Raw genomic sequence first — 21,864 nt, forward strand, 5'->3', positions numbered from 1 at the left:
CTTCGGCGGAGAGCGAAAAGAAGCTATCGACTCCCTGATGGGACGACCGACAGCGTTTTTTCGCCGAGGACGCAGGGACGAACGTGAACGTACGCGGTCCGGTCGTCGAGGTACGCGACCCCCGGACGGTCGAAACGAGCCGCGGGACGAGCGACCTCGCGGAGGTACTGGTCCGCCCCGATGGGGGCGCCGGCTCCCCCGTGCAGGTGACGCTTTGGGGCAAGTGGACCGAGACGGCCGCCGTCCTCGAGGCGGGAATGGAGCTTCTGGTTACGGACGTCGAAGAACGCGAGTTCGGCGGCGAGACGCAGTTTTCGACCACGGGGGATTCGGCGGTCGTCGTCGAGCCGGACTTTCTCGTCGACGTGACCGACATCCGGGGGTGGGTCCAGTGTCCCCGGATCTACTATCTGAACAAGCTGACCGGCATGCCGCTGAAATACCCCGTCCTCAAGGGGACCGTCGTTCACGAGGTGTTCGGCGACCTGCTCCGTGGACGGGACATCGAGGACAGCATCGACGAGCGGGTCGCCGAGGCGGCCATCGAGGTCGGTCTGCTCGGCGAGACCGCAGAGAGCGTCGCCGACGACGTCAGACAGAACGCGGCCGCGATCGAGGGCTGGCTTCAGCAGGGTCGCTTCGGCGAGGACTCCTGGCGGTCCGAACAGACGCTCATCTCCGAACGGTTCGGCATCAAGGGACGGGCGGACGCCGTCCGGCGGGGCATGCCCGTCGAGTTGAAAACCGGCAAGAACCTCAAACGCAAACCGCGGTTCCAGGACAAGGTACAGGCCACCTGCTATGCGCTCCTTTTGACCGACAGTATCGAGGACGCCCCGGACACGGGGACGCTTCTGTATACCAAGAACACGGCGCTCGACCGGGGCGAGGCGTCGGGTGATCTCTCGCCCGCAAAGGAGTTCTCGATCGGCCCCGGCTTCCTGAAGTACGTCCTCCGTATCAGAAACGAGATCGCGGCCGCCGAGTACGACCTGTCGGTCCCGACGGGTTTCGAGGCCGACGCGAAATGCGAGTACTGCTTCGAGCGGGACACCTGTATGGCCGTCGCCGGCCGGCTCGACCAGGAGTCGAAGGCCGGGACGGTCGGCGAACCGCTACCGGAGGCCGAACGGGCGTACTTCGAGCGGTTCTACCGCGCGATCGAGGAGGAGCGGCGGGAAGTCCACACCGAGTACCGCAAACTGTGGGAACAGTCCGCCGAGGAACGCGCCGACGACGACCGGGCGCTGATCGATCTCGAGCCGGTCGGCCGAAAGGCCGTTTCGGGCGGCCGCTGGGAGCTGCGCGCACGCCGGACGGACGAGGCCGTCTCGAAGATCCGGGAGGGCGATCGCGTGTTGGCCAGCGACGGCCACCCGACCCGGGGGACCGCCGAACTCGCGACGGTCAGGGAACTCGGCGAGGAGATCGTCGTCGTCGCCGACGAACCCATCGAACTCCGCCGGCTCGATCGGTACCCCTCCGAGATCGGCGTCGACAGACAACTGACCGCGCTACACGACGCGATCCTCAGGGGCGATCCCGACAGCCGGGACGTCCTCTTCGGCCGCCGGGACCCGGAGTTCGGCGGCTCCGAGGGGACCTACATCGACAACAACGACGCCCAAAACGACGCGGTCAACGCGGCGCTGACCGCCGAGGACCTCGCGTTGATCCAGGGACCGCCGGGGACCGGCAAGACCTTCACGCTCGCCCGGATCGTCCGGGCGCTGGTCGATCGCGGCGAACGGGTGTTGCTCTCGGCTTTCACCAACCGGGCGGTCGACAACGCGATCGAGGCGCTGGAAGAGCAGGGCTTTACCGACGTGGTTCGGTGGGGCTCGGAGACGGGGGTCCGCGAGGACATGGAGCGCTACCGCCTCGATCGGACCGGCGATCCGTCGGAACGAACGGCGGAGCTCCGGAACGCCGACGTCGTCGCGGCGACGACCGCCGCCTGTGGCTCCCGAACACTCAAAACGGAGACTTTCGACGTCGCGGTCGTCGACGAGGCCGGCCAGCTCACCGAACCCGGGACCTTCCTGGCGACGACGCTCGCCGACCGGTTCGTGCTGATCGGCGACCACCAGCAGCTCCCGCCGGTCGTCAGGGCGGAAAACGACCTGGGGCGATCGCTCTTCGAGCGGCTCATCGAACGGTACCCCGGGGCGGCGGTGCTTCTCGACAGACAGTACCGGATGAACCAGCGGATCCAGTTCTTCTCGAGTCGGGAGTTCTACGACGGCGCGCTCCGGCCGGCGAACGCCGCGGTGGCGGGTCGTCGACTCGGGGACATCGACGGCGTCGCCCCCGACACGCTCCCGGCGGAACTGCGCGATCCGGTCACCTTCGTCGATCCGGACGGGACCGCGACAGGGAACACGAACGCGGCCGAGGCCGACCGCGTGGCGGACGTCGTCGAATCGTTCCTGAAGGCCGGCGTCGATCCCGACGACATCGGTGTCATCGCACCCTTCCGTGCACAGGTCGCCGAGATATCCCGGCGACTCTCCGACGTTACGGTCGACACCGTCGATCGGTTTCAGGGGTCCGCAACGGAGGTCATCGTCGTCTCCTTCGTCGCGACCGGCGAGCTTTCCAGCCCGATCTTCGAGGACTACCGCCGGGTCAACGTCGCGCTCACGCGGGCGAAGCGAGCCCTCGTGTTGGTCGGCGATCGGGAGGCACTGGGGAGCGATCCGTTCTATGCCCGGATGCTCGAGTGGGCAGAGTGACTACGCACCGCCCGACCTGTCGTTTGTTCCGCTCGGGTACATCGCCCAGCGGATCGTCGAACGGTCGCCGGTTCCGGCAACGGTGATCCGGTAACGGTGTTCGGGTAACCCCCCGTCACGAACGCTTTTGAAGGGGGACGACCAACCTCAGGCTATGAGCTTGGACGACGCTGCCGAGGAACTCGCCTCCAGCCTCGGCGTGGACAAAACGGAGGTCAAAGCGGATCTCGAAAAACTCGTCTCGTACTCGGTGCCGATGGACGAGGCGAAACAGAGCCTGCGGCGCAAGTACGGCGACGCCGGCGGCGGGGACGGCGGGGAAGCTCCCTCGCGGACGGACGTTGCGGATGTCACACCCGAAAGCGGCAACGTCACCGTCACTGCCCGGGTGTTGACGGTCGGGAAACGATCGATACGGTACGAGGGCGAAGACCAGGTCATCTTCGAGGGGGAACTCGCCGACGAAACGGGGGGGATCTCCTACACCGCCTGGACCGATTTCTCGTTGTCGCCGGGAGATACGATCACGGCCGGCAACGCCGGCGTCCGCGAGTGGGACGGCGAACCGGAGCTGAATCTCGGACAGTCGACGACGGTGACACTCGAGGAGGAACCGCTTTCGGTCCCCCACGAGATCGGCGGCGAGCGCGACCTCATCGATCTCGAGCCTGGCGATCGCGGCAGGACCCTCGAGGTCCGGGTACTGGAGGTCGAAGAGCGGATCATCGACGGCCGGGACGGAGAAACCGAGATCAAAAGCGGCGTCGTCGGCGACGAGACGACGCGGCTGCCGTTCACCGATTGGGACCCCCACGGGGCGATCACGGAAGGGGCATCCGTCCGACTCGAGAACGTCTACGTCGACGAGTTCCGCGGCGTTCCGTCGGTGAACGTCACCGAGTTCTCGACCGTCGAGCCGGCGACCGAAGTTCGGGTTAGCGACTCCGGAACCGAACTCTCGGTTCGGGAGGCGGTCGCAGCCGGCGGCGTCTACGATGCCGTGTTGACCGGCAACGTGATCGAGGTCCGGGACGGCTCCGGACTCATCCAGCGGTGTCCGGAGTGTGGCCGCGTCGTCCAGAACGACCAGTGTCGGAGCCACGGACAGGTCGACCCCGAGGACGACATGCGCATCAAGGCGATCCTCGACGACGGGACCGACACGGTGACCGTCATCCTCGGCCGTGAGTTGACCGAGGAGATCTACGGCGGGACGCTCGAGGACGCGCTGGATCACGCCCGGGACGCGATGGATCGGGACGTGATCGCCGAGGAGATCGCCGAGACACTGGAGGGGCGGGAGTTCAGTGTCCGCGGCGCACTGTCGGTCGACGAGTACGGCGCGAACCTCGATGCGACCGCCTTCGAGGAAAGCGACGAGGACCCGAAAGCGCGTGCAGAGACGTTCCTTACGGAGGCAGAGCCATGAGCGGATCCGGACCGGGACGACGGGAGGTCGCCTACCGCCTTTTCGCCGCCGAGTTCGACGACGCGGAGCTCTCCTACAGCGAGAGCGACGAGGAGCGCGCTCCGAACTACGTCGTAACGCCGACCGGCGCCCGCGTCAACCGGCTGTTCGCGGTCGGCGTCCTCACCGAGGTCGAGGACGTCAACCCCGAGATGGTCCGCGGCCGGGTCGTCGGTCCGACGGGAGCGTTCGTCACCTACGCCGGCCAGTACCAGCCGGAGGCCCTCGCCTTCCTCGAGCGTACCGAGCCGCCGGCGTTTCTCGCGCTCTCGGGGAAAGCCCGGACCTACGAGCCCGAGGACGGCGACCGGATCTACACGTCGGTCCGTCCGGAGACGGTAAGCGAGGTCGACAGCGGGACGCGCGACCGGTGGGTCGTGACGGCCGCGGAACGGACCGTAGAACGGATCGGGATCGCCGCCTCGGCCGTCGAATCGGGTCTCTCGGGCGATCGGCTCCGGGCCGCACTTTCGGAGGCTGGCGTCGACGACCGGCTCGCGGAGGGCGTCGCGCTGGCCCTCGAGCACTACGGCACGACACCGGCGTATCTCGAAGCGCTCCGGGGGCTCGCGATCGAGGCCGTCCGGGTCGTCGCGGGCGAACGCGACGAGGTCGGCCGTCTCGAAGTCGCCCCCGACGGGGGAGCCGGCGATGCGAGCCCGCTCGCGACGCTCGATCTCGAAGGGACCGCCCCGTCGCCGAGGGGACGATCAGAGGAGACGGCCGCGACGGGCGATAACGGCCCCGAACCAGCGGCGGAAACGACTGAATCCGCCACAGAAGGCGAGGAACTGGCAGCTGAACCGGATCCCGCGAGGAGCGGGTCGGGGTCCAAGCCGGCCGAAGGGCGGGACACTGACGACGAAGCGACCCCCGGTGAAGGGAGCGGAGCGGCGGCCGATATCGGCGAAACACCGGAGCCGACGGACGAGCCGTCGTCGACAGAAACGGAGACGGCGGAGATGGCGTCGGAGCCGACCGAAGACGGCGAGGGGGCGATGGCCGGGGCCGACGATGGCGAATCCGAGACCCAGTCTCCGGCTTCCGAAGCGGACGCCGAGGCCGTCGAGGAAGAACTCGATGACTTCGATCCCGGCGAGTTCGAACTCGACGAGGAGGAACGACGGGAGGTCCAAGAGGAGTTCGGCACGGAGTTTTCGACCGCCGGGGAGGTCGAACCGTCGGAGTCCGGTTCGGACGAGGACGGGAAAGTAGACCGATCCGAAAGTGTGGACGCGGAAGACGACGAACTGACAGCGGTCGATACGGAGCCCGCTGGGGCCGATGCCGAACCGGCGACAGAGCCCGAGGCGACCGAGACGGAACCGTCGGCGGGGGCGGCCGACGGGGACGTCGATCTCACCGACGCGGTGATGGACGCCATGGATCGGCTCGACGACGGCGAGGGAGCCGACCGCGACGCCATCGTTTCGACCGTCGCGGACGAACACGGCGCCGAACCCGACGACGTCGAGGCGGCGATCCAGGACGCCCTGATGGGCGGTCGCTGTTACGAACCGACCGACGGCACCCTGAAATCGATCTGAATGCTCGAGCCGGTCCCCGGCGAACCCGCCGGGATCGCCGACTGCGGCGCCGAACGCGTCCTCGTCGTCGCGGACTATCACGCCGGCATCGAGGTCGGACTGCGGCGCGACGGCGTCGAACTCGACAGCCGATCGGACGCGCGGCGCGGATCGCTCCATCGGCTGCTCGAGGACCGTTCGGTCGACCGGATTCTCTTTCTCGGCGATCTCGGCGACAGCATCGGGAAGCCGAAACGGGCCGAGCGCGCCGAGATCCGGCGGCTGCTCGAATCGGTCACCGAGCGAGTCCCGGTGACGGTCACGAAGGGCAACCACGACGGTGGGATCGAGTCGCTGTGTCGGGGTGTCGAGGGCGCCGAGGTGACCTCTGGCGACGGGATCCGGATCGGCGACGTCGGCTTCTGTCACGGCCACACCTGGCCCAGCGAATCGGTCCTCGGCGCGCCGCTGGTCTGTACTGCCCACGAACACCCGCTCGTTCGGCTCGAAGACGAGGTCGGCGCTCGACGGACCGAGCGAGTCTGGCTCCGCGGTCGGATCGATCCGACGGGGTTCCCGGAGTATCCGGCCGTCGGCGACCGTCTCGTCGTCTGTCCGGCGTTCAACGATCTCTCGGGCGGGACGGCGATCAACGAGGGCGGGGAGTTCCTCTCTCCGTTCCTGCCCGACGGCCTCCTCGCGGGGGAGGCGTACCTGCTCGACGGGACACGGCTCGGGAACTATCGGACGGTGTAGACACTCAGGCGTCGGCCTCACCGCGAAGCCACTCGATGGCCGCCGCCATGTCGTGTTTCGGGGGCGAACAGGCGAAGGACCGGCAGGCGTACACCGTCGGCTCGCCGTCGATCGCCGCCCGACCCTTCCAGATCGGCGGGACCGAATCGAGGCCGAGCGCCTCGATCCACGCCTCGAGGGACTCGTCGGTCGGCGGTCGGACGGTGAGGAACCGCGACGGCAGGTAGGTCTCGGCCAGGTCGGCCCGCCACTCCGTCGGGAGCCGTTCGGCGGCGACAGTCACCTCGGCGGCCCCGACCGCCCGGTCGTGTGCGCCGACGACGAGCGAGGCGTGTTCGAGCGGCCGCGACTCCAGCGTCGAGGCGTGCGTTTCGAGGACCTGCTCGGCGATTTCGTCGAAGCCCTCTTCGGGGGCGACGTGTGAAAGCGTCGACAGCAACTGGACCGCGACGCCCGTACTGGAGGGGGTCGAACTGTCAGTGAGTTGCTGTGGTCGGGCGAGAAGCGACTCGCCGTCCGTCGGCGTGAAATACAGCGTTCCCTCGCTCTCGTCGTAGAAGGCTTCCCGGATCACGCGGGCGAGATCGAGGGCGAAGGCGAGATGCTCGACGTCGCCGGTCGCCTGATAGGTGTCTACGGCCCCGCGGCCGAGAAACGCGTAGTCCTCGAGGTAGCCCGGGATACCGACGGATCCGTCCTCGAACCGCCTGTCGAGCCGACCTTCGCTTTCGTCCCAGAGGTGTTCCCGGCAGAACGACAGCGCGTCCTCGGCGGGTTCGGCGTAGGACGCATCGAGGACGAGCGCCCCCTCGGCCAGCGCCGAGATCATCAGCCCGTTCCACCCCGCGAGGATCTTCCCGTCGCGGGGCGGTCGGCTCCGTTCTTTGCGGGCTTCGAAGAGCTGTCTCCGGGCGTCTTCGAGGCGTTCTTCGACTGATTCGGTGTCCATCACGGAGTCGGCCGCGAGTTCGCCGACGGGCGTCGATTCGGTGAGTACGGTCGTGTTCCCCTCGAAGTTTCCCGAATCGGTGACGCCGTACCGCTCACAGAACAGGTCCGCGGTCGTCCCGTCGTCGATCGCCTCGCGGACGGCCTCCGGCGTCCAGACGTAGAAGGCCCCCTCCTCGCGGGACCCGGTGCTGTCTTGGCTTTGGGCATCCAGCGTCGCGTAGAACCCGCCCTCGGGGTGGGTGAGTTCGCGGTCGACGAACGCGAAGGTCCCCTCGACGACATCGGCGTACCGTTCCTTGCCGGTCACCTGGTAGCCGGCGAGGAACGCGCGGGGGATCTCGGCGTTGTCGTAGAGCATCTTCTCGAAGTGCGGCACCGTCCACTCGCTGTCGACACAGTACCGGTGAAACCCGCCGCCGACGTGATCATAGAGCCCACCCGAGACCATCGAATCGAGCGTTTCGGTCGCCACCTCCCGGTAGGTCTCACGCCCCGTCCGCTCGTAGGCGCCCAACAGGAGGTGGATCCGGCCGGGATGGGGGAACTTCTGGCCCCGGCCCCAGCCGCCGTGCTCCCGGTCGGCGTTCCGGACGGCCTCGTTTGCCGCCGTATCGACGAACGACTCGTCGGGGGCTTCCCCCGGCGTCTCGGGCGTACCCTCGAGTTCGCCGGTCACGGATTCGCTCCACTGTTCGGCCTGTGATTCGAGCCGTCCGCGTCGTTCGGGATCGTTCCAGGCCTCGGCGATATCCTCGAGAACCGAGCCGAATCCGGGGGTGTTCCCTCTCGGTTCCGGCGGGAAGTAGGTGCCGACGTGGAACGGCTCACAGTCGGGCGTCAGCCACACCGAAAGCGGCCACCCGCCGGAGCCACGAACCATCTGACAGACGTTCATATAGAGGGTATCGACGTCGGGGCGCTCCTCGCGGTCGACTTTGATCGGGACGAAGTTCTCGTTGAGCGTTTCGGCGATTTCGTGGTCCTCGAAGCTCTCCTCGGCCATCACGTGACACCAGTGGCAGGCGGCGTATCCGATCGAAAGGAAGATCGGAACGTCCCGCTCGGCGGCGAGTTCCCGCGCTCGTTCGTCCCACGGCTGCCAGGCGACCGGGTTGTCGGCGTGCTGGCGGAGGTACGGCGAGGCGGCCTCGTCGAGGCGGTTTTCCATACGGGAACATCGGTCCGGAGGATGGTAAGCACGATGGAAGCGACACGTGGCGACGCGCCGGCGAGACGATGTCGGCCGTCGATAGCACGTTATTTGAGTCGGGGACTGTTCAACCCGGATATGGAACTCTCTCGCAGGGACGCCATCCGCGCCGGCGGTGGGATACTCGCCGGGACGGGCGTGGCCGGCTGTGTCGAGGAGCGGGTCACGAACGAGCGGACGCGGGTCGACTCGAGCGGTGTCTGGGCGCTTTCCCCCGAGACCGCCGACGCCTCGCTCGACAGAGACGCGTTCGAAAGCTACGTCGGACGGATGGAATCGAAGTACGGCGACAGCGGGGTCTGGGGGCTCGACGCCGAGACAGCCGAAGACTTCGCGGTCGCCTACGTCCAGCGGCTCGCCATCACCCGCGAGACGCCGGGGGATCCCGGCGGCACCGAGACGAGTCTCGAACCGGACGATATCGACCCCGAAGCGCCGCTTTTGGTCACGAACGCGTGTGTCGCCGTCTACGAGCCAGCCGACGGCCGGCGGCGCTACTGGTTGTGGGCGGCCGCCGACGCCACGGAGGGGCGGCTGGTCCGGGACGTACGGGTGAGCGAACTCGGCGCGACGCTGCGGCTGCGTGAGGGGATCCTGGCCGACGCAGCCGAACCGTCAGTCGACGGCGAGGAAGCGTCGGTCGGTCTCGGATCGCCCCCGTCGGGGACGTTCCCGCTCCGTGGCGGACGCCTCCGGAACACCCGGGTCACCGGCGAACGCGGGATCTACGGCGTCGAGTGGGACGGCGACCTCGACGGCGTCCAGTCGGTAAACGGCGTCTGCGAGGAAGAGACGACTGGCGAGTACCGCTTCTTCTGGGAGACGTCGCTGGGTTACAGCTACGAGGAGACGGTCTAGAGGTCAGGCGAACCCGTCCCGGAGCGTTTCGGGATCCCGCGGCGCGTGCCCGCAGACGACCGACGCCCCGTGTCTTCGCTGGAAGTCCTCGATCAGCCGCAGGCTCTCGAACCACTCGCGTTTGCTCCGGAGCAGTCCCCCGCCGAGCGGGCGCCGTTCCTCGTAGTTCTCGCGGAAGTTCATCGCGGTGGACGAAGACGGGCGTGTCGGTGCCGTCGAAGTGTCGGAGGCCGCCGGCGTGGTCGGGATAGAGGTGCGATTGGATCACGTACTCGACGTCGTCGATCCCGTAGCCGATCTCCCCGAGGGCGGTCCCGAGATCCCGCTCGGCGGCGTCGTAGTGTCCGAACTCGGCGTACAGTGCCGACGGCCAGTACTTGTCCCCGGCGTCGGGGGACGGATCCCCGACCGACGCCGTGGTGTGTCCCTCGATGGCGAAGTTCGGGTCGGCCCGGATCGTGCCACGACCGACGACGTGTACCGCTGCGTTCACCATGCGACCGGGGAACACGCGTCCGGCCCGTATCACCGTTGTCCGTCGGCCGGGATTTATTATCGGTTCTATCGAACGATACCTGACAGGCTCATGTACGGAACCGACCACACGCGTTCGGTGTTCGAGGGTGCCTCCGGCCGAGAAAGAAATTCCGGACGGGAAACGGGGGTCGCGGCATCACCGACGGAGAGAGGATCGACCGGGGACGAAACGCGATGATCGGAAACCGAATCGAAGCGTATCACTTCCACGAGGACGACTGGGAGAGCTACGAGGCGCTCCGGTCGGCCTTCGAGTGGGAGGTTCCCGAGCAGTTCAACATCGCCACCTACGTCTGTGATCGGTGGGCCGACGAGGAGGGTCGCATCGCGGTCTTCGACGAGCAGTACGGCGAGCGGAACACATACACGTTCTACGAGCTCCGGAACGCGACGAACCGGCTGGCCAACTATCTCCGGGCGGCCGGCGTCGGGCGCGGCGATCGGGTCGGTATCAACACGCCACAGCGGGCCGAGACGGTCATCGCTCACATCGCCTGCTGGAAGCTCGGGGCGGTCTCGATACCGCTCAGTACGCTTTTCGGTCCGGACGCGCTCTCGTATCGGCTCTCCGACGCCGACGCCGTCGCGGCTATCGTCGACGAATCGAACGTCGAAGATTTCCGTGAGGCCCGCACGGATATCGGAGCGGAGCTTTCGGTGCTGACCGTCGGTGACGTCACGCCCGAGGAAGACGAGGCGGATCTCTGGGCGGCGATCGACGGCGAACCCCGGACGTTCGACGTCGTCGAAACCGACGCCGAGGAGGACGCGGTCATCATCTACACCTCCGGAACGACCGGCGAACCCAAGGGCGTCAGACACGCCCACCGGCTGTTGCTCGGCCATCTCCCGCTGTTCGTGACGACGTTCTGTAACATGTCGATCCGGACGGAGGACGTCTTCTGGACGCCCGCCGAGTGGGCGTGGATCGCGTCGCTTTTCGACGTGGTGTTCTCGGGGCTCTACTACGGACAGCCGATCGTCGCCCACAACGCCGGTGCCTTCGACGCCGCCGACGCCTTCGGCGTCATCGAGCGCTACGGGGTGACGAACCTCTTTGCTCCGGCGACGGCGCTCCGGATGCTGATGGGGGCCGACGCGTCGGCGTACGATCTCGGGTCGGTGCGGTGTATCACGAGCGGCGGCGAATCGCTCGGCGGGAACGTCGCGGCGTGGGCCGACGAGACCTTCGACGGCGCGAGGATCCACGAAGGATACGGCCAGACGGAGGCGAACGTGTTGGTCGGGGACTGTACGGCACTGTTCCCGTTCCGCGACGGGACGATGGGGCGGGCCGGCGTGGGCCACGAGATCGCCATCGTGGATCCAGACACCGCCGATGCGACCGTCGAGACTGGCGAGACCGGCGAGATCGCCGTCAGATACGACGGCGACCCGGTGTGTTTCAAGCGGTATCTGAACCGGCCCGAGGCGACCGACGGGAAGGTACGGAACGGGTGGCTCCTCACCGAGGACCTGGGACGGATCGACGGGGACGGGTACGTCGCCTTCGAGAGCCGCAAGGACGACGTCATCATCAGTGCGGGCTATCGGATCGGCCCGACGGAGATCGAGGAGTCGCTGACGAGCCACGGCGCCGTCGTCGACAGCGCCGTGATCGGGATCCCCGACGACGAGCGCGGCGAGGTGCCCAAAGCGTTCGTCGTGTTGTCCGACGGCCGGGCGGGCGATGCGGATCTCCGGACGGAACTGACAGCGCACGTCAGAGAGCGGCTCGCCCAGTACGAGTACCCCAGAGAGATCGAGTTCGTCGAGGAGCTTCCGACGACGACGACCGGAAAGGTACGGCGGACCTCGCTCCGCGAACGGGAGGGCCTCAAGTAGCGCGAATATACACACTCGTGTATATCGTCGCCGTCTCCAAGGGCAACGTTTAGGCGTCTTTGTGCCCCGACTCCGGATATGAGCGAGACGGTGCTTCTGGTCGGCGGCGGCGGACGCGAACACGCGATCGCGCGCGCGGTGGCCGACTCGGAACGAGGGGAACTGTACGCCTGCGCCTCCAACCGCAACCCGGGTATCGCGTCGCTGGCCTCTGGCTACGAGGAGATCGACGAGACCGACGCCGGGGCGATCGTCGAGTACGCCGACTCGGTCGGCGCGACGCTGGCGGCGATCGGGCCGGAATCGGCGCTAAACGCGGGTGTCGCGGACGCACTCGACGACGCGGGCGTCTACGCGTTCGGCCCGCGGGAGGCCGAGGCCCGCATCGAGACGGACAAGGCCTTCCAGCGGGAGTTCATGGCTGAAAAGGCGATCGACGGCTGTCCGGACTTCGAGACGTTCGAGGATCCGGACGCGGCCGCCGAGTACATCGAGGCCTACGACGGCGATCTCGCGATCAAACCGCAGGGGTTGACCGGCGGGAAGGGCGTCCGGGTGATCGGCGATCAGATAACGAAAGCGGAGGGCATCGAGTACGTCCGCGGGAGCGACTACGAGTCGTTCGTCTTGGAAGAACGGCTCGTCGGCGAGGAGTTCACGATCCAGGCGTTCGTCGCCGGCGGCGAGTACCGCGTCTCGCCTGCAGTTCAGGACCACAAACGCGCCTACGAGGGCGACGAGGGCCCCAACACCGGCGGGATGGGATCCTACAGCGACGCCGATTACGCGTTGCCGTTCATGTCCGAAGCCGACTACGAGGCGGCGGTCGGTATCATCGAAGACGTCGTCGGGGCGATGCCCGAGTACAAGGGGATCCTCTACGGGCAGTTCATGCTGACCGCCGAGGGGCCGAAGGTCGTCGAGTTCAACGCCCGGTTCGGCGACCCCGAAGCGATGAACACCCTTCCCGTTCTGGAGACCGACTTCGTCGAGTTCCTCGTCGCCGCCCGCGACGGCAAGGGTCTCCCCGAGCTGTCTTTCGCCGAACGCGCGACCGTCTGTAAGTACGCCGTCCCGGAGGGGTATCCGACCGATCCCGTCGCCGGCGCGGAAGTGGCCATCGACGCCGACAGCGCGGGCGACGCAGAGCTGTTCTACGCCAGCGTCGACGCCCGCGAGGACGGTATCTACACGACGACGTCCCGTTCGTTCGCTGTCGTCGGAATTGCCGACTCCATCGCCGACGCCGAGGCCATCGTCGAGGACGCCTTCGAGCGGACCGGCACGGACGGCCTCCGTGTCAGACACGACATCGGGACGGCATCGTTGATCGAAAAGCGGATCGACCACACGAGCGAGCTCCGGGGACAGTAGCCCGGCGCCGGTCGGCTACCCCATGATCCGAAGTTTCGAGGGAACCGAGCCGGAGATCGACGAGAGCGTCTACGTCGACCCGACAGCGGTCGCCATCGGCGAACGTCCAGGACAACGCCGTCCTCTACGAGGGCGTCGAGATCGGCCCCTACGCGACCGTCGGCCACACCGCGATCGTCCACGCCGCGACGGTCGAAACGCGGGCGCTCGTGGGGATGGGCGCAACCGTCCTCGATGAGTCCGTGATCGGCGAGCGAGCCGTCATCGGCGCCAACAGCCCCGTCACCGAGGGGACGGACGTAGAGCCGGGAACGCTGTACGCCGGCGCGCCGGCGACGAAACTCAATTACATCGGGGATACCCACTGGACGGAGGCCGGCGACCGGTACGTCGAACTCGCCCGGCGACACGCCGAAGGCTCCGACAGGATCGATTAACCGTTCGTCGACTCGCCCGACAGCCGCCGTTCGGCACGGGCGATGTCCGTCTCCGTGTTGACGTTCACCCGCCACCCGTCGAGACGAACCGTCTCGATCCGACCGCCGTGATCGAGGAGGTACCCGATCGCGTCGGGGAGATCGTACTCGCCGCGTTCGGAGGGTTCGATCGCCTCGATCGCCCCGAAGATCCGGGGCGAGAAGGCGAAACAGCCGGTCGTCGAGAGCCGGGTGGGCGGATCATCGGGTTTCTCGACGATCCCCGCGAGCGTGCCGTCTTCAATCGAGAGGACGCCCCCTCGTCTCGCACGTTCCCGGGAGACGCGTTCGACGAGCAGCGTCGCGTCGGCGTTCCGTTCGCTGTGGGTTTCGATCACCTCGACGACGTTCCCACGGAGGACGTTGTCGCCGTTGAGCTGGAGGAAATCGTCCTCGACGATCGGTTCCGTCCGTCCGACAGCGTCCGCGAGCCCCTCACGGCTCGGTTGCTCGACGTACGTGATCGGCGTCCCCTCATAGACGCTCCCGAACCGCTCGTGGATCCGGTCGCCGAGGTAGCCGACCACGACGACGTACTCGGAGGCACACGGCGCGAGCGAATCGAAGACGTACGAGAGGAGCGGCCGGCCGGCGACCTCGACGAGCGCTTTCGGGTGGTCGTCGGTCGCCGGCCGGAGCCGGGAGCCGCGGCCCGCTGCCGGGACGATCGCCTGCACGCCGACCCGTACCGCCCGGGATCGGAAAAGCCGTTCGCCGCCCGGTTACCGGTCCGCGACGAGGAACGTCCGACCGCCCCGTCGCTCGAAGTGAACCTCGCCCGCGCTCCGGGCGTACCGTCGGACCTCCGACGTCGGAAGCTCGCTCACTTCGAGGACGCGTGCCCGCGTCGGCCCGTCTCCCTGTCGGGTGGATTCGACTGACATACCTGTTCGTTGTACGGACGGGGACAAAACGCCCGGCCATCCCCGGAGTGAAAGTGAAAGTGAAAGTGAAGGTGAAGGTGAAAGTGAACACGATCGACACCGCAGAAACCTGTATCCGAACGGCTATAGCTCCGTTTCGACGCCGTCGGTTCGTTTGACTGTGACGGTCCCCGTTTCGGCGTCGACGTGGACGGTCCGCCCGCAGTCGCCACCGACCTCCTCGGCGACGACCTCGATCCCTCGGTCAGCGAGCACCGTGCGGGCGACCGCGACGTTTCGGTCCCCGATCGACTCGTCGTCGTTCCCGAAGTCTACGACCGCGGCGCCGCCCGTTATCTTCGCCCGCAGAGCCGACTCGTCGGCCCCCGCCGCGAGCAGCTCCTCGACGAGGAGTTCGATGCCCGAATCGACGAACCGCTCGGCGGGACGGCTCTCCGCCTCGTTCCGGCGGGGGAGCATCGGGTGAACGAGCCCGCTGATGCCGCGTTCCGGATGGTAGATCACGACCCCGAGACACGATCCGAGCCCGCTCGTCGTCAACAGCCCTTCGGAGCCGACCGCGTGATCGGCGATCGAGATTTTGACCCGGTCGGTGAGGCCGGCCCGTCCCTCGACGAGCCTCGCCACGTCTCAGAACACCTCGCTCGGGTCTACCTGGGTCCTGTCCGCCCGCTCGACGAGCAGTTCCCGTAACACCTCCCGGAGCTCGGATTCGTCCGGCAAAGCGAGGATCTCACAGTGGAAGGCACCGTCCCCGTCTGTGTGGATCATCGAATCCAGCAGGAAGGCGTGTTCCTGGGTCCGGGCCATCCGCCCGACGATCGGGCTCATGATCGAGGATCCCATATCGGAGACGAACTCCGGCGGCGAGTGGTCGATCGAACTCTCCAGGACGTTCGCCCATCCGTCGATGAAGCCGCTCGTCATGATGTTGCCGAGTTCCTTGACCGCGCTCTGTTCCATCTCCGACCACTCGCCCTCCGTTTCCATCGGCACCAGGGCGTCGACGACGGCCTCCGCGGAGGGTTGATCGAAGAGGATGGCGAGATAGCCACTCGGCTTGCCGGTGTACTCCATCACTGTCCCGATGTAGCGCCGGTCGCCGACCGTGGCGGGGACGTCGTCGATCGGCACGAAGCTCATGCGGTTGACCTCGACGTCCGTCTCCAGGCCCGTCATCGTCGTGATGTTCTCGGCGGCCTGCTCGGCGCCGTGTTTCGTCATCTCGTTGAATACCTCCAGTTTTTCGAAGGAGACACTCTCCTCGCCCGTCGGGCCGAGGGCCTCGATGAGACTGTCGCGCTCCGGGACGAACAGGATGTGGAAATCGATCGACTCGGCGGCGGATTCCACCCGGCTCCGGAAGACGAACACCTGTTCGTCCTCGGCTGCGGCCGACGCCGCCAGCACGTCCGCACCCGACCCCGAGAGGAACGTCGGCGGCGAGATGTCGATCGTCGTCTGGAGGTGGTCGGCCCACCCGTCGATGAAGCCGCTCGTCATGATGTTGCCGACCTCCTCGATGGAGCTCCGGCGTATGTCGGTGGGCTCTTCGGGTGCGAGCGTCCCGGCGATGACGCTCCGGGCCGCCTCGTCGAAGGTCAAAAGCGTCTCGCCCGTGAGCGCACCCCCGAGTTCGATCCGGACACCGGAGAACTCGCTTCCGACGTACTCGTACTCGAGATCGCCCGGCGTCATGAGCGAGACGTTCGTCACCTCGACGTGGGTGTCGATCCCGGTCAGCTGCGAGAGCGACTCGGCGGCCGACTGTGCACCGTCCCGCGCGAGAGTATTGTACGTCTCCAGGGAGTCGATATCGATCTGCATGCCTATCCGGCCACCACGTTCTCGATCTCATCGAGGACGCTCGGCTTCTGGAACGGTTTCGTGATGTACCCCTCCGCCCCCGCCTGGATGGCGCTTTTCATCTTCTGCTCTTGGCCGACGCTCGTACACATGATGACTTTCGCTCCGGGATCCGTATCGGTGATCTCGTCGGTCGCCTCGATCCCGTCCCTGATGGGCATCACGATGTCCATCATCACGAGATCGGGGTCGTACTCGTCGTACAGCTCGATCGCCTCGACGCCGTTTTCGGCTTCGTCGACGATCGAGTACTCACCTTCGAGGATCTCCCGGAGGAGGCTGCGCATGAACTCTGAATCGTCCGCGATCAGGACGTCCATCTCTACCGGAGTTTGTCCCAGCCAGTATGTGAACCTAGCCGTCCACTCAGCGTTCGAAACAGAGACGAAACCGTACCGGCGTCAGTCCCGGGCGCTCTCCTTGCGGATCGCGGCGACGAGATCGGCGATCGAGTCCGACCGATCGAGGTCGTGTGCCTCGAGCAGTTTCGCGAGGTTCGGCGTCTCCGTCTCGGCGAGCCCGGACTCCCGGAGTAGGATGTCGATGACCTCGTCGGCCGGCGTCCCGTCGGTGACGTGTCTGGCGTACCACTGGACGAGGTTCTCGAAGGTCGCGATCACGTCGTCGGAGGCCGTCCGGTGACGGACCGGGTCGCCGTCGAAGCGGGCGACGATGTCGATCCCATAGCGGGCGTTCGACCGGCCCAGCTCCTCGGAGAGCAGCGTCCGGGCTGCCTCCGGGCTTCGGGCCCTCTGTGGCTGTCGATCCCCGCCCGACGCTTCCGACCCACTCGGAGCGCGACGGCGCCCGCCGTCGCCGTCGGCCGGATCGCTCTCCGGCGTCGGATCCGGGACGTTCGGCGGCCCGCCGCCGGGCGAGACGACGTATCTACCCTCGTCGTCGAGCGGTTCGACGTACTCGCTGTCGCTGATGTCGAGTTCCTCGGGGGAGAGTACTTTCCCCCCTTCGTCGGCGGCATCCGGTTCGGTCGGGACCTCCGGATCGACGTACTCGCCGTCGCGGTCGTGATCGTCGGGTCTGTCTTGGGTCATTGGTCTGTGTTCAGGCGCGGAACTGGATCGTGTCCTCGTTTCCCTCGACGGTGACCGTCACACGGGTCGGCCCGTCGATATCGACGCCCTCGACGGTGATCTCGACGACCGATCCGGGCGGCCAGATCGCTCCGTTGCCGCCGTCGACGCGGGTTACGTTCGCCGGGGATTTAAAACGTCCCTCCACGAGAACGTCGACGTCGTCCGGAGTGGGATCCAGCTCGCTGTCCCCCGTGTTTTTTACGTACAGTGTGAGGCTCCCGCTTTCGCTGTCGTAGATCGAGCCGCTATTGCCGGTGTCGCTTATGATTTGAACGTCGGCGTCGATCTGCTCTTCGATACCCTCGCTCTGTTCGGTAATCGACTGGCTGACCCGATCGACCTGCGTCACGAGGGTGCCGGCGACGCCCGCTGCGACGACGATGCTCGCGATGAAGATTACCAGATGGGAGGCCGAAACGCCGCTCATCGTCGGTCACCCCTCGATCCGGGAGAGTTCCGGCCGTCCGGTCGACCGATCGCTCGACGCGTTCCGTCGCCCCGCGATCGATCCGTTCCGGCCGTCTTTCTTTCTCTCATTGGTCTATCCGTCCGCGTTGAATTCCAGCGAGCGTTCGGCGCCGCCCGTCCTGACCGTCAGGCGGTTGCCGCTGCCGTCGAGCTGTTCGTCGAGTTCGATCTCGATCTCGATCACCTCGTCTTCGGCCCACGCCGATCCGGTATCGCCGTTCATCGACGTCACGTTCAGGTTTCCGTTCTGGACGAACAGTCCGTTGACGAGGACGTCGAGTTCGTCGGGATCCTTCGATAGCGTCGTCGTGCCGGTGTTTCGGACGTACACGGTTACGTTGGCGGTCCCGTCGCCGTTCTCGGTATAAAAGTCCGCGCCGCCGCCGTCGTTGAGCAGTTCGATCTCCGCGTCGATCGAATCGGTGATCTCGTCGCCCTTCGTCTCGGCCGAAGTCGAGATCTCCCCGACGGTCGTGACGAGGGTGCCGGCGACGCCCGCCGCGACGACGATGCTCGCGATGAATATCACGAGCGTCGAGGCCGAAACGCCGCTCATCTCAGCCCCCGACCTCCGCGGTTTCGGCGATGCCGTTTCCGGTGACGACCTTCACCCGTCCGGGATCGGCGATGTTCCCGACCGTGACGTTGAGCGTCTCGCCGGGGAGCCAAAGCTCCGCGCCCGTATCCCCCTCGACGTCGGTCGTGACGTCCCCCGCCGGCGGAACCGTTCCGTCGACCAGCACGCTCGTTTTGTTGACCGACAGGGTCGTGCTCCCGGTGTTCCGCAGCCGGACGTCGAGTTCGCCGTCCGTCGCGTTGTGGCTGGCGTTCTCGATCTCGATGGCGGTGTTCAGCGCTTCGACCCCCCTGTCGGTCTGGTCCCCCTGTGCGCTGGCCATCGATTCGAAACTGCCGACAGCGGAGGGGATCGCGATCCCGGCGGCGACGATCAGCCCGATAAAGACGATCGCCGCCGAGCCGCTGACGCTAAAGCCCACGCCCGATCACCCCCTCGTTCCGATCGGGAGAGACGACGCTCGGGGCCGCGTCCGCCCTGCCCTGTCGTCGCCTTTGGTCGTCTGCTGTCATCGTCGGATTCCTCGGTTTGCGGTGCCGGACGCCCGAGAGTGACGCCCACACGACTAAGTCGTCGGTCGGTTCGCTCCTGTCTCTAGCTACCTCTGTGAACCACTAAAGCCAGCAGTTCGTTTCAGCCCCCGAAACCGGCCGTGATTCACTCGGTGTCGGTCGCCGCCGGGAGCGGACGGTCCCGGACCTGCTACTCTTCGGCGTCGAGTACCTGTGACAGTGTTCCCCTGAGCCGTTCGCCGTACTCCTCGGGGCCGATCTCGCCGTCGGCGTACGCCCGGGCCCACTCGGCTTTCGCGTGCCACGCCCAGTCGTTGCCCTCCTCATCCTGGAGATACCCTTCGAGCCGTTCGACGTCCCATTCGTCGGCGATCCGTTCGACGAACGCCATCGCGACGTTGGCGATCGCGTCGTTGGGCTCCCCGTCGTAGCCGTGTTCGACCTCGACGACGTCCTCGGCGAGCTGGATGTCGATCACCTCGACGTCACGGTCGGCGATCTCCGCCTGGAGCGCGTCGACGTGTTCGTCGTCGGTTCGGGGCTGTTCTTCGTTTCCGCCGAGACAGCCGGCCAACCCGAGGGTGGCGACGGTAGCCGTCCCGGTAACGAAGGTGCGTCGTTTCATCCTTGTTTGTATGGACGGCGCTTACTCGTATAATCGGCGGAGGTGTTTCAGCCGTCGAATCCGAGCGTGAAGCACGGTCTTCACACACGACAACGGTCCGTCGATTCAACGAACGGTGCTGCGGCTACCGCTCCGATATTCCGTCAAGAAGAAAGGAGGTCAGGATCCGAGCGACGAAGTCCGATTAGTCGAGTCTGATCTCGTCGCCTGCGGAGAGTTGCGGATCGAGCGGGCTTTCGATAATGAAGCTCGTCTCGGCCTGCGTGCCCTCCGCGGTCGTGATCACGATATCGACTGTCGTCCCTGCGTCGAACTGGTCGGGAGTGATCGAATCGCCGTTCGATTGGTTGCCGTCGAGATCGAACACGATCGTCGCGGTCGCGTCGGAATCCGACGAATCCGTGCTCAGGACAGTGTTGGTCTGTCCGTCCAGGTAGATCGCGCCGCTAGTTCCTTCGCCGTCTTCAACGCCGTTGAATTCGGCCGAGCTTCCGGCATCAGTGAAGACGGAGACGGTCGAGTCGTTGAGATCGATGGAGCTCGATCCCGGTCCCAACTGCACTGTCGTCTTGACCTCGTTGACGCCGTCTTCGTTGCTGGAGACGTTCCCCGTCGCGCTGAGGAAGACGAGGTTGGTGGAGACCTGTTCGGTTGATTCTTCGCCGGTACTCTGTGCCTGCGTCTGGAGGAACCCGGCGGTGTTGATCAGCACACCTGCCGCGATGGCCGCGACCAACACGAGGGCGATGAAGACGATCAGGGTACCGATGCCCACCTGACCGCGTTCCTCACTGTCTGTGAATAGTTCGAACATTGTTTTAATCGAGTCTGATCTCCTCACCGTCGTTGAGTTGCGGATCGAGCGGGCTTTCGATGATGAAGCTCGTCTCGGCCTGCGTGCCCTCTGCCGTGGTGATCACGATGTCGACCGTCGTTCCAGACTCGAACTCACCGGCGGTGGTTGCATCGGCAGCACTGAACTGGAGCGTCGCCGTCGCTTCCGAGTCAGACGAATCCGTACTTAGGACCGTGTCATCCGAAGAGCGTTCGGCGAGGGAGAGTTCGGGGCTGTTATCTACACCGTCGTATTCGGCGGAGAACCCGGAATCAGTGAAGATGGAGACGGTCGAGTCGTTGAGATCGATCGCGCTCGATCCCGGCCCGAGCTGGACCGTCGTATTGAACTCGCTGACTCCAGTCGGCGAGCCATCAGTCGCGTTTACTGTCCCCGTCGTACTGAGGAAGACGAGGTTGGTGGAGACCTGTTCGGTCGATTCTTCCCCGGTGGACTGTGCTTGCGTCTGGAGGAACCCGGCGGTGTTGATCAGCACACCTGCCGCGATGGCCGCGACCAACACGAGGGCGATGAAGACGATCAGGGTACCGATGCCCACCTGACCGCGCTCCTCACCGTCTGTGAATAGTTCTATCATGGTTCTCAGTCAAGTCTGATTTGGTCACCCGAAGAGAGCTGCGGGTCGAGCGGGCTTTCGATGATGAAACTCGTCTCAGCCTGCGTGCCCTCTGCTGTGGTGATCACGATGTCGACCGTTGTCCCCGCGTCAAATCGATTATTGCTTATATCACTGAACTGACCTGCAGTGAGGTCAAACTCGATCGTTGCGGTTGCATCAGTGTCGCTCGAATCCGTGCTCAACACGTTCGAGCCTTCGACGATGGATATTCCGGAATCAGTGGAGTCAGCACCATTAAATTCTGCGGAGACACCGTCGTCAGTGAACACGGAGACGGTCGAATCGTTGAGATTAATTGCATCCGATCCCGGTCCCAGCTGAACCGTCGTGTTGAAACTATCTATACCGACTGGCTCATCGCCACTCTCAACGACACTACCGGTCGTACTCAGATACACCAAGTTAGTCGAGACCTGTTCGGTTGATTCTTCGCCGGTGGACTGTGCTTGCGTCTGCAGGAAGCCTGCGGTGTTGATGAGGACACCGGCCGCGATCGCCGCCACTAACACGAGGGCGATGAAGACGATGAGCGTCCCGATGCCCACCTGACCGCGGTCCTGCGTTTCGGTTTCTGTGTCGAACATGCTTTCTATTGCACGCCCGCCGACCCCCCTGCGTCACCGCGTC

General features: G+C 66.0%; 22 protein-coding genes and 2 pseudogenes. 8 read left to right on the top strand and 16 right to left on the bottom strand.

Annotated features, from left to right (window positions below):
- Window positions 1–83: 83 nt before the first annotated feature.
- From KM295_RS02475 to KM295_RS02490, 4 genes are all read left to right on the top strand, one after another.
- Window positions 84–2,735, top strand: a complete 2,652-nt coding sequence (locus tag KM295_RS02475) for an AAA domain-containing protein (RefSeq protein ID WP_256028284.1) — start codon at window positions 84–86, stop codon at window positions 2,733–2,735.
- 154 nt (window positions 2,736–2,889) lie between these two features.
- Window positions 2,890–4,164 carry a Single-stranded DNA binding protein gene (locus KM295_RS02480; RefSeq protein ID WP_256028285.1) on the top strand — a complete coding sequence of 425 codons (1,275 nt, stop codon included), beginning with the start codon at window positions 2,890–2,892 and terminating at the stop codon, window positions 4,162–4,164.
- Entirely contained in the window at window positions 4,161–5,750 is a 1,590-nt protein-coding gene (locus KM295_RS02485; protein ID WP_256028286.1) for a hypothetical protein, read from the top strand. The genes KM295_RS02480 and KM295_RS02485 overlap by 4 nt, the downstream gene beginning before the upstream one ends.
- On the top strand, window positions 5,751–6,485 hold the full coding sequence (locus tag KM295_RS02490; protein ID WP_256028287.1) for a metallophosphoesterase: 735 nt from the start codon (window positions 5,751–5,753) through the stop codon (window positions 6,483–6,485).
- A gap of 4 nt (window positions 6,486–6,489) precedes the next feature.
- Here KM295_RS02490 and KM295_RS02495 read toward each other — a convergent pair whose 3' ends face one another.
- Window positions 6,490–8,604, bottom strand: a complete 2,115-nt coding sequence (locus KM295_RS02495; RefSeq protein WP_256028288.1) for a thioredoxin domain-containing protein — start codon at window positions 8,602–8,604, stop codon at window positions 6,490–6,492.
- Between the two features lie 120 nt (window positions 8,605–8,724).
- On the opposite strand from KM295_RS02495, the gene KM295_RS02500 reads away from it, so the two are divergent.
- On the top strand, window positions 8,725–9,504 hold the full coding sequence (locus tag KM295_RS02500; RefSeq protein ID WP_256028289.1) for a hypothetical protein: 780 nt from the start codon (window positions 8,725–8,727) through the stop codon (window positions 9,502–9,504).
- Between the two features lie 3 nt (window positions 9,505–9,507).
- Here KM295_RS02500 and KM295_RS02505 read toward each other — a convergent pair whose 3' ends face one another.
- Complete coding sequence (locus KM295_RS02505) at window positions 9,508–9,687, bottom strand: hypothetical protein (RefSeq protein WP_256028546.1); 180 nt, start codon at window positions 9,685–9,687, stop codon at window positions 9,508–9,510.
- Window positions 9,688–9,691: 4 nt separating this feature from the next.
- Window positions 9,692–10,000: pseudogene (locus tag KM295_RS02510) on the bottom strand (MBL fold metallo-hydrolase); the annotation flags it as partial.
- Between the two features lie 215 nt (window positions 10,001–10,215).
- On the opposite strand from KM295_RS02510, the gene KM295_RS02515 reads away from it, so the two are divergent.
- The 3 genes and pseudogenes from KM295_RS02515 to KM295_RS16970 all read left to right on the top strand — a co-directional run bounded on the left by KM295_RS02515 (window position 10,216) and on the right by KM295_RS16970 (window position 13,697).
- Entirely contained in the window at window positions 10,216–11,886 is a 1,671-nt protein-coding gene (locus KM295_RS02515; protein WP_256028290.1) for an acetate--CoA ligase, read from the top strand.
- Window positions 11,887–11,964: 78 nt separating this feature from the next.
- Window positions 11,965–13,260 (top strand): phosphoribosylamine--glycine ligase, encoded by a 1,296-nt coding sequence (gene purD / locus KM295_RS02520; RefSeq protein ID WP_256028291.1) that lies wholly within the window; start codon window positions 11,965–11,967, stop codon window positions 13,258–13,260.
- A gap of 22 nt (window positions 13,261–13,282) precedes the next feature.
- Window positions 13,283–13,697 (top strand): annotated as a pseudogene (locus KM295_RS16970) (gamma carbonic anhydrase family protein).
- Here KM295_RS16970 and KM295_RS02530 read toward each other — a convergent pair.
- The 13 genes from KM295_RS02530 to KM295_RS02590 form a co-directional block, all read right to left on the bottom strand.
- A complete protein-coding gene (locus KM295_RS02530; RefSeq protein ID WP_256028293.1) occupies window positions 13,694–14,413 on the bottom strand; it encodes a sugar phosphate nucleotidyltransferase in 720 nt (239 codons plus the stop codon). The pseudogene KM295_RS16970 and the gene KM295_RS02530 overlap by 4 nt on opposite strands.
- A gap of 45 nt (window positions 14,414–14,458) precedes the next feature.
- Window positions 14,459–14,620 (bottom strand): hypothetical protein, encoded by a 162-nt coding sequence (locus tag KM295_RS02535; protein WP_256028294.1) that lies wholly within the window; start codon window positions 14,618–14,620, stop codon window positions 14,459–14,461.
- A gap of 123 nt (window positions 14,621–14,743) precedes the next feature.
- Window positions 14,744–15,247 (bottom strand): chemotaxis protein CheD, encoded by a 504-nt coding sequence (locus KM295_RS02540; protein ID WP_256028295.1) that lies wholly within the window; start codon window positions 15,245–15,247, stop codon window positions 14,744–14,746.
- 3 nt (window positions 15,248–15,250) lie between these two features.
- Complete coding sequence (locus tag KM295_RS02545) at window positions 15,251–16,447, bottom strand: chemotaxis protein CheC (RefSeq protein WP_256028296.1); 1,197 nt, start codon at window positions 16,445–16,447, stop codon at window positions 15,251–15,253.
- A 2-nt stretch (window positions 16,448–16,449) separates the two neighbouring features.
- Window positions 16,450–16,806 carry a chemotaxis protein CheY gene (gene cheY, locus KM295_RS02550; RefSeq protein ID WP_256028297.1) on the bottom strand — a complete coding sequence of 119 codons (357 nt, stop codon included), beginning with the start codon at window positions 16,804–16,806 and terminating at the stop codon, window positions 16,450–16,452.
- 81 nt (window positions 16,807–16,887) lie between these two features.
- Window positions 16,888–17,538: a DUF7500 family protein gene (locus tag KM295_RS02555; protein ID WP_256028298.1), complete on the bottom strand. Its 651-nt coding sequence runs from the start codon at window positions 17,536–17,538 to the stop codon at window positions 16,888–16,890.
- 10 nt (window positions 17,539–17,548) lie between these two features.
- Window positions 17,549–18,007, bottom strand: coding sequence for an archaellum stator protein ArlG (arlG, locus tag KM295_RS02560; RefSeq protein WP_256028299.1), 459 nt, complete (start codon window positions 18,005–18,007; stop codon window positions 17,549–17,551).
- 114 nt (window positions 18,008–18,121) lie between these two features.
- Window positions 18,122–18,604: an archaellum stator protein ArlG gene (arlG, locus tag KM295_RS02565; protein ID WP_256028300.1), complete on the bottom strand. Its 483-nt coding sequence runs from the start codon at window positions 18,602–18,604 to the stop codon at window positions 18,122–18,124.
- 1 nt (window position 18,605) lies between these two features.
- On the bottom strand, window positions 18,606–19,046 hold the full coding sequence (gene arlF, locus KM295_RS02570; RefSeq protein ID WP_256028301.1) for an archaellum stator protein ArlF: 441 nt from the start codon (window positions 19,044–19,046) through the stop codon (window positions 18,606–18,608).
- 281 nt (window positions 19,047–19,327) lie between these two features.
- A complete protein-coding gene (locus KM295_RS02575) occupies window positions 19,328–19,762 on the bottom strand; it encodes a DUF8159 domain-containing protein (RefSeq protein ID WP_256028302.1) in 435 nt (144 codons plus the stop codon).
- Window positions 19,763–19,946: 184 nt separating this feature from the next.
- Window positions 19,947–20,537: an archaellin/type IV pilin N-terminal domain-containing protein gene (locus tag KM295_RS02580; RefSeq protein WP_418904732.1), complete on the bottom strand. Its 591-nt coding sequence runs from the start codon at window positions 20,535–20,537 to the stop codon at window positions 19,947–19,949.
- Window positions 20,538–20,580: 43 nt separating this feature from the next.
- Window positions 20,581–21,156, bottom strand: coding sequence for an archaellin/type IV pilin N-terminal domain-containing protein (locus KM295_RS02585; RefSeq protein ID WP_418904733.1), 576 nt, complete (start codon window positions 21,154–21,156; stop codon window positions 20,581–20,583).
- A gap of 44 nt (window positions 21,157–21,200) precedes the next feature.
- Entirely contained in the window at window positions 21,201–21,821 is a 621-nt protein-coding gene (locus KM295_RS02590) for an archaellin/type IV pilin N-terminal domain-containing protein (RefSeq protein ID WP_256028305.1), read from the bottom strand.
- Between the last annotated feature and the right edge of the window lie 43 nt (window positions 21,822–21,864).

It is taken from the genome of Natronomonas aquatica (genome assembly GCF_024449025.1).
In the GTDB taxonomy this organism is placed as follows: Archaea; Halobacteriota; Halobacteria; order Halobacteriales; family Haloarculaceae; genus Natronomonas; species Natronomonas aquatica.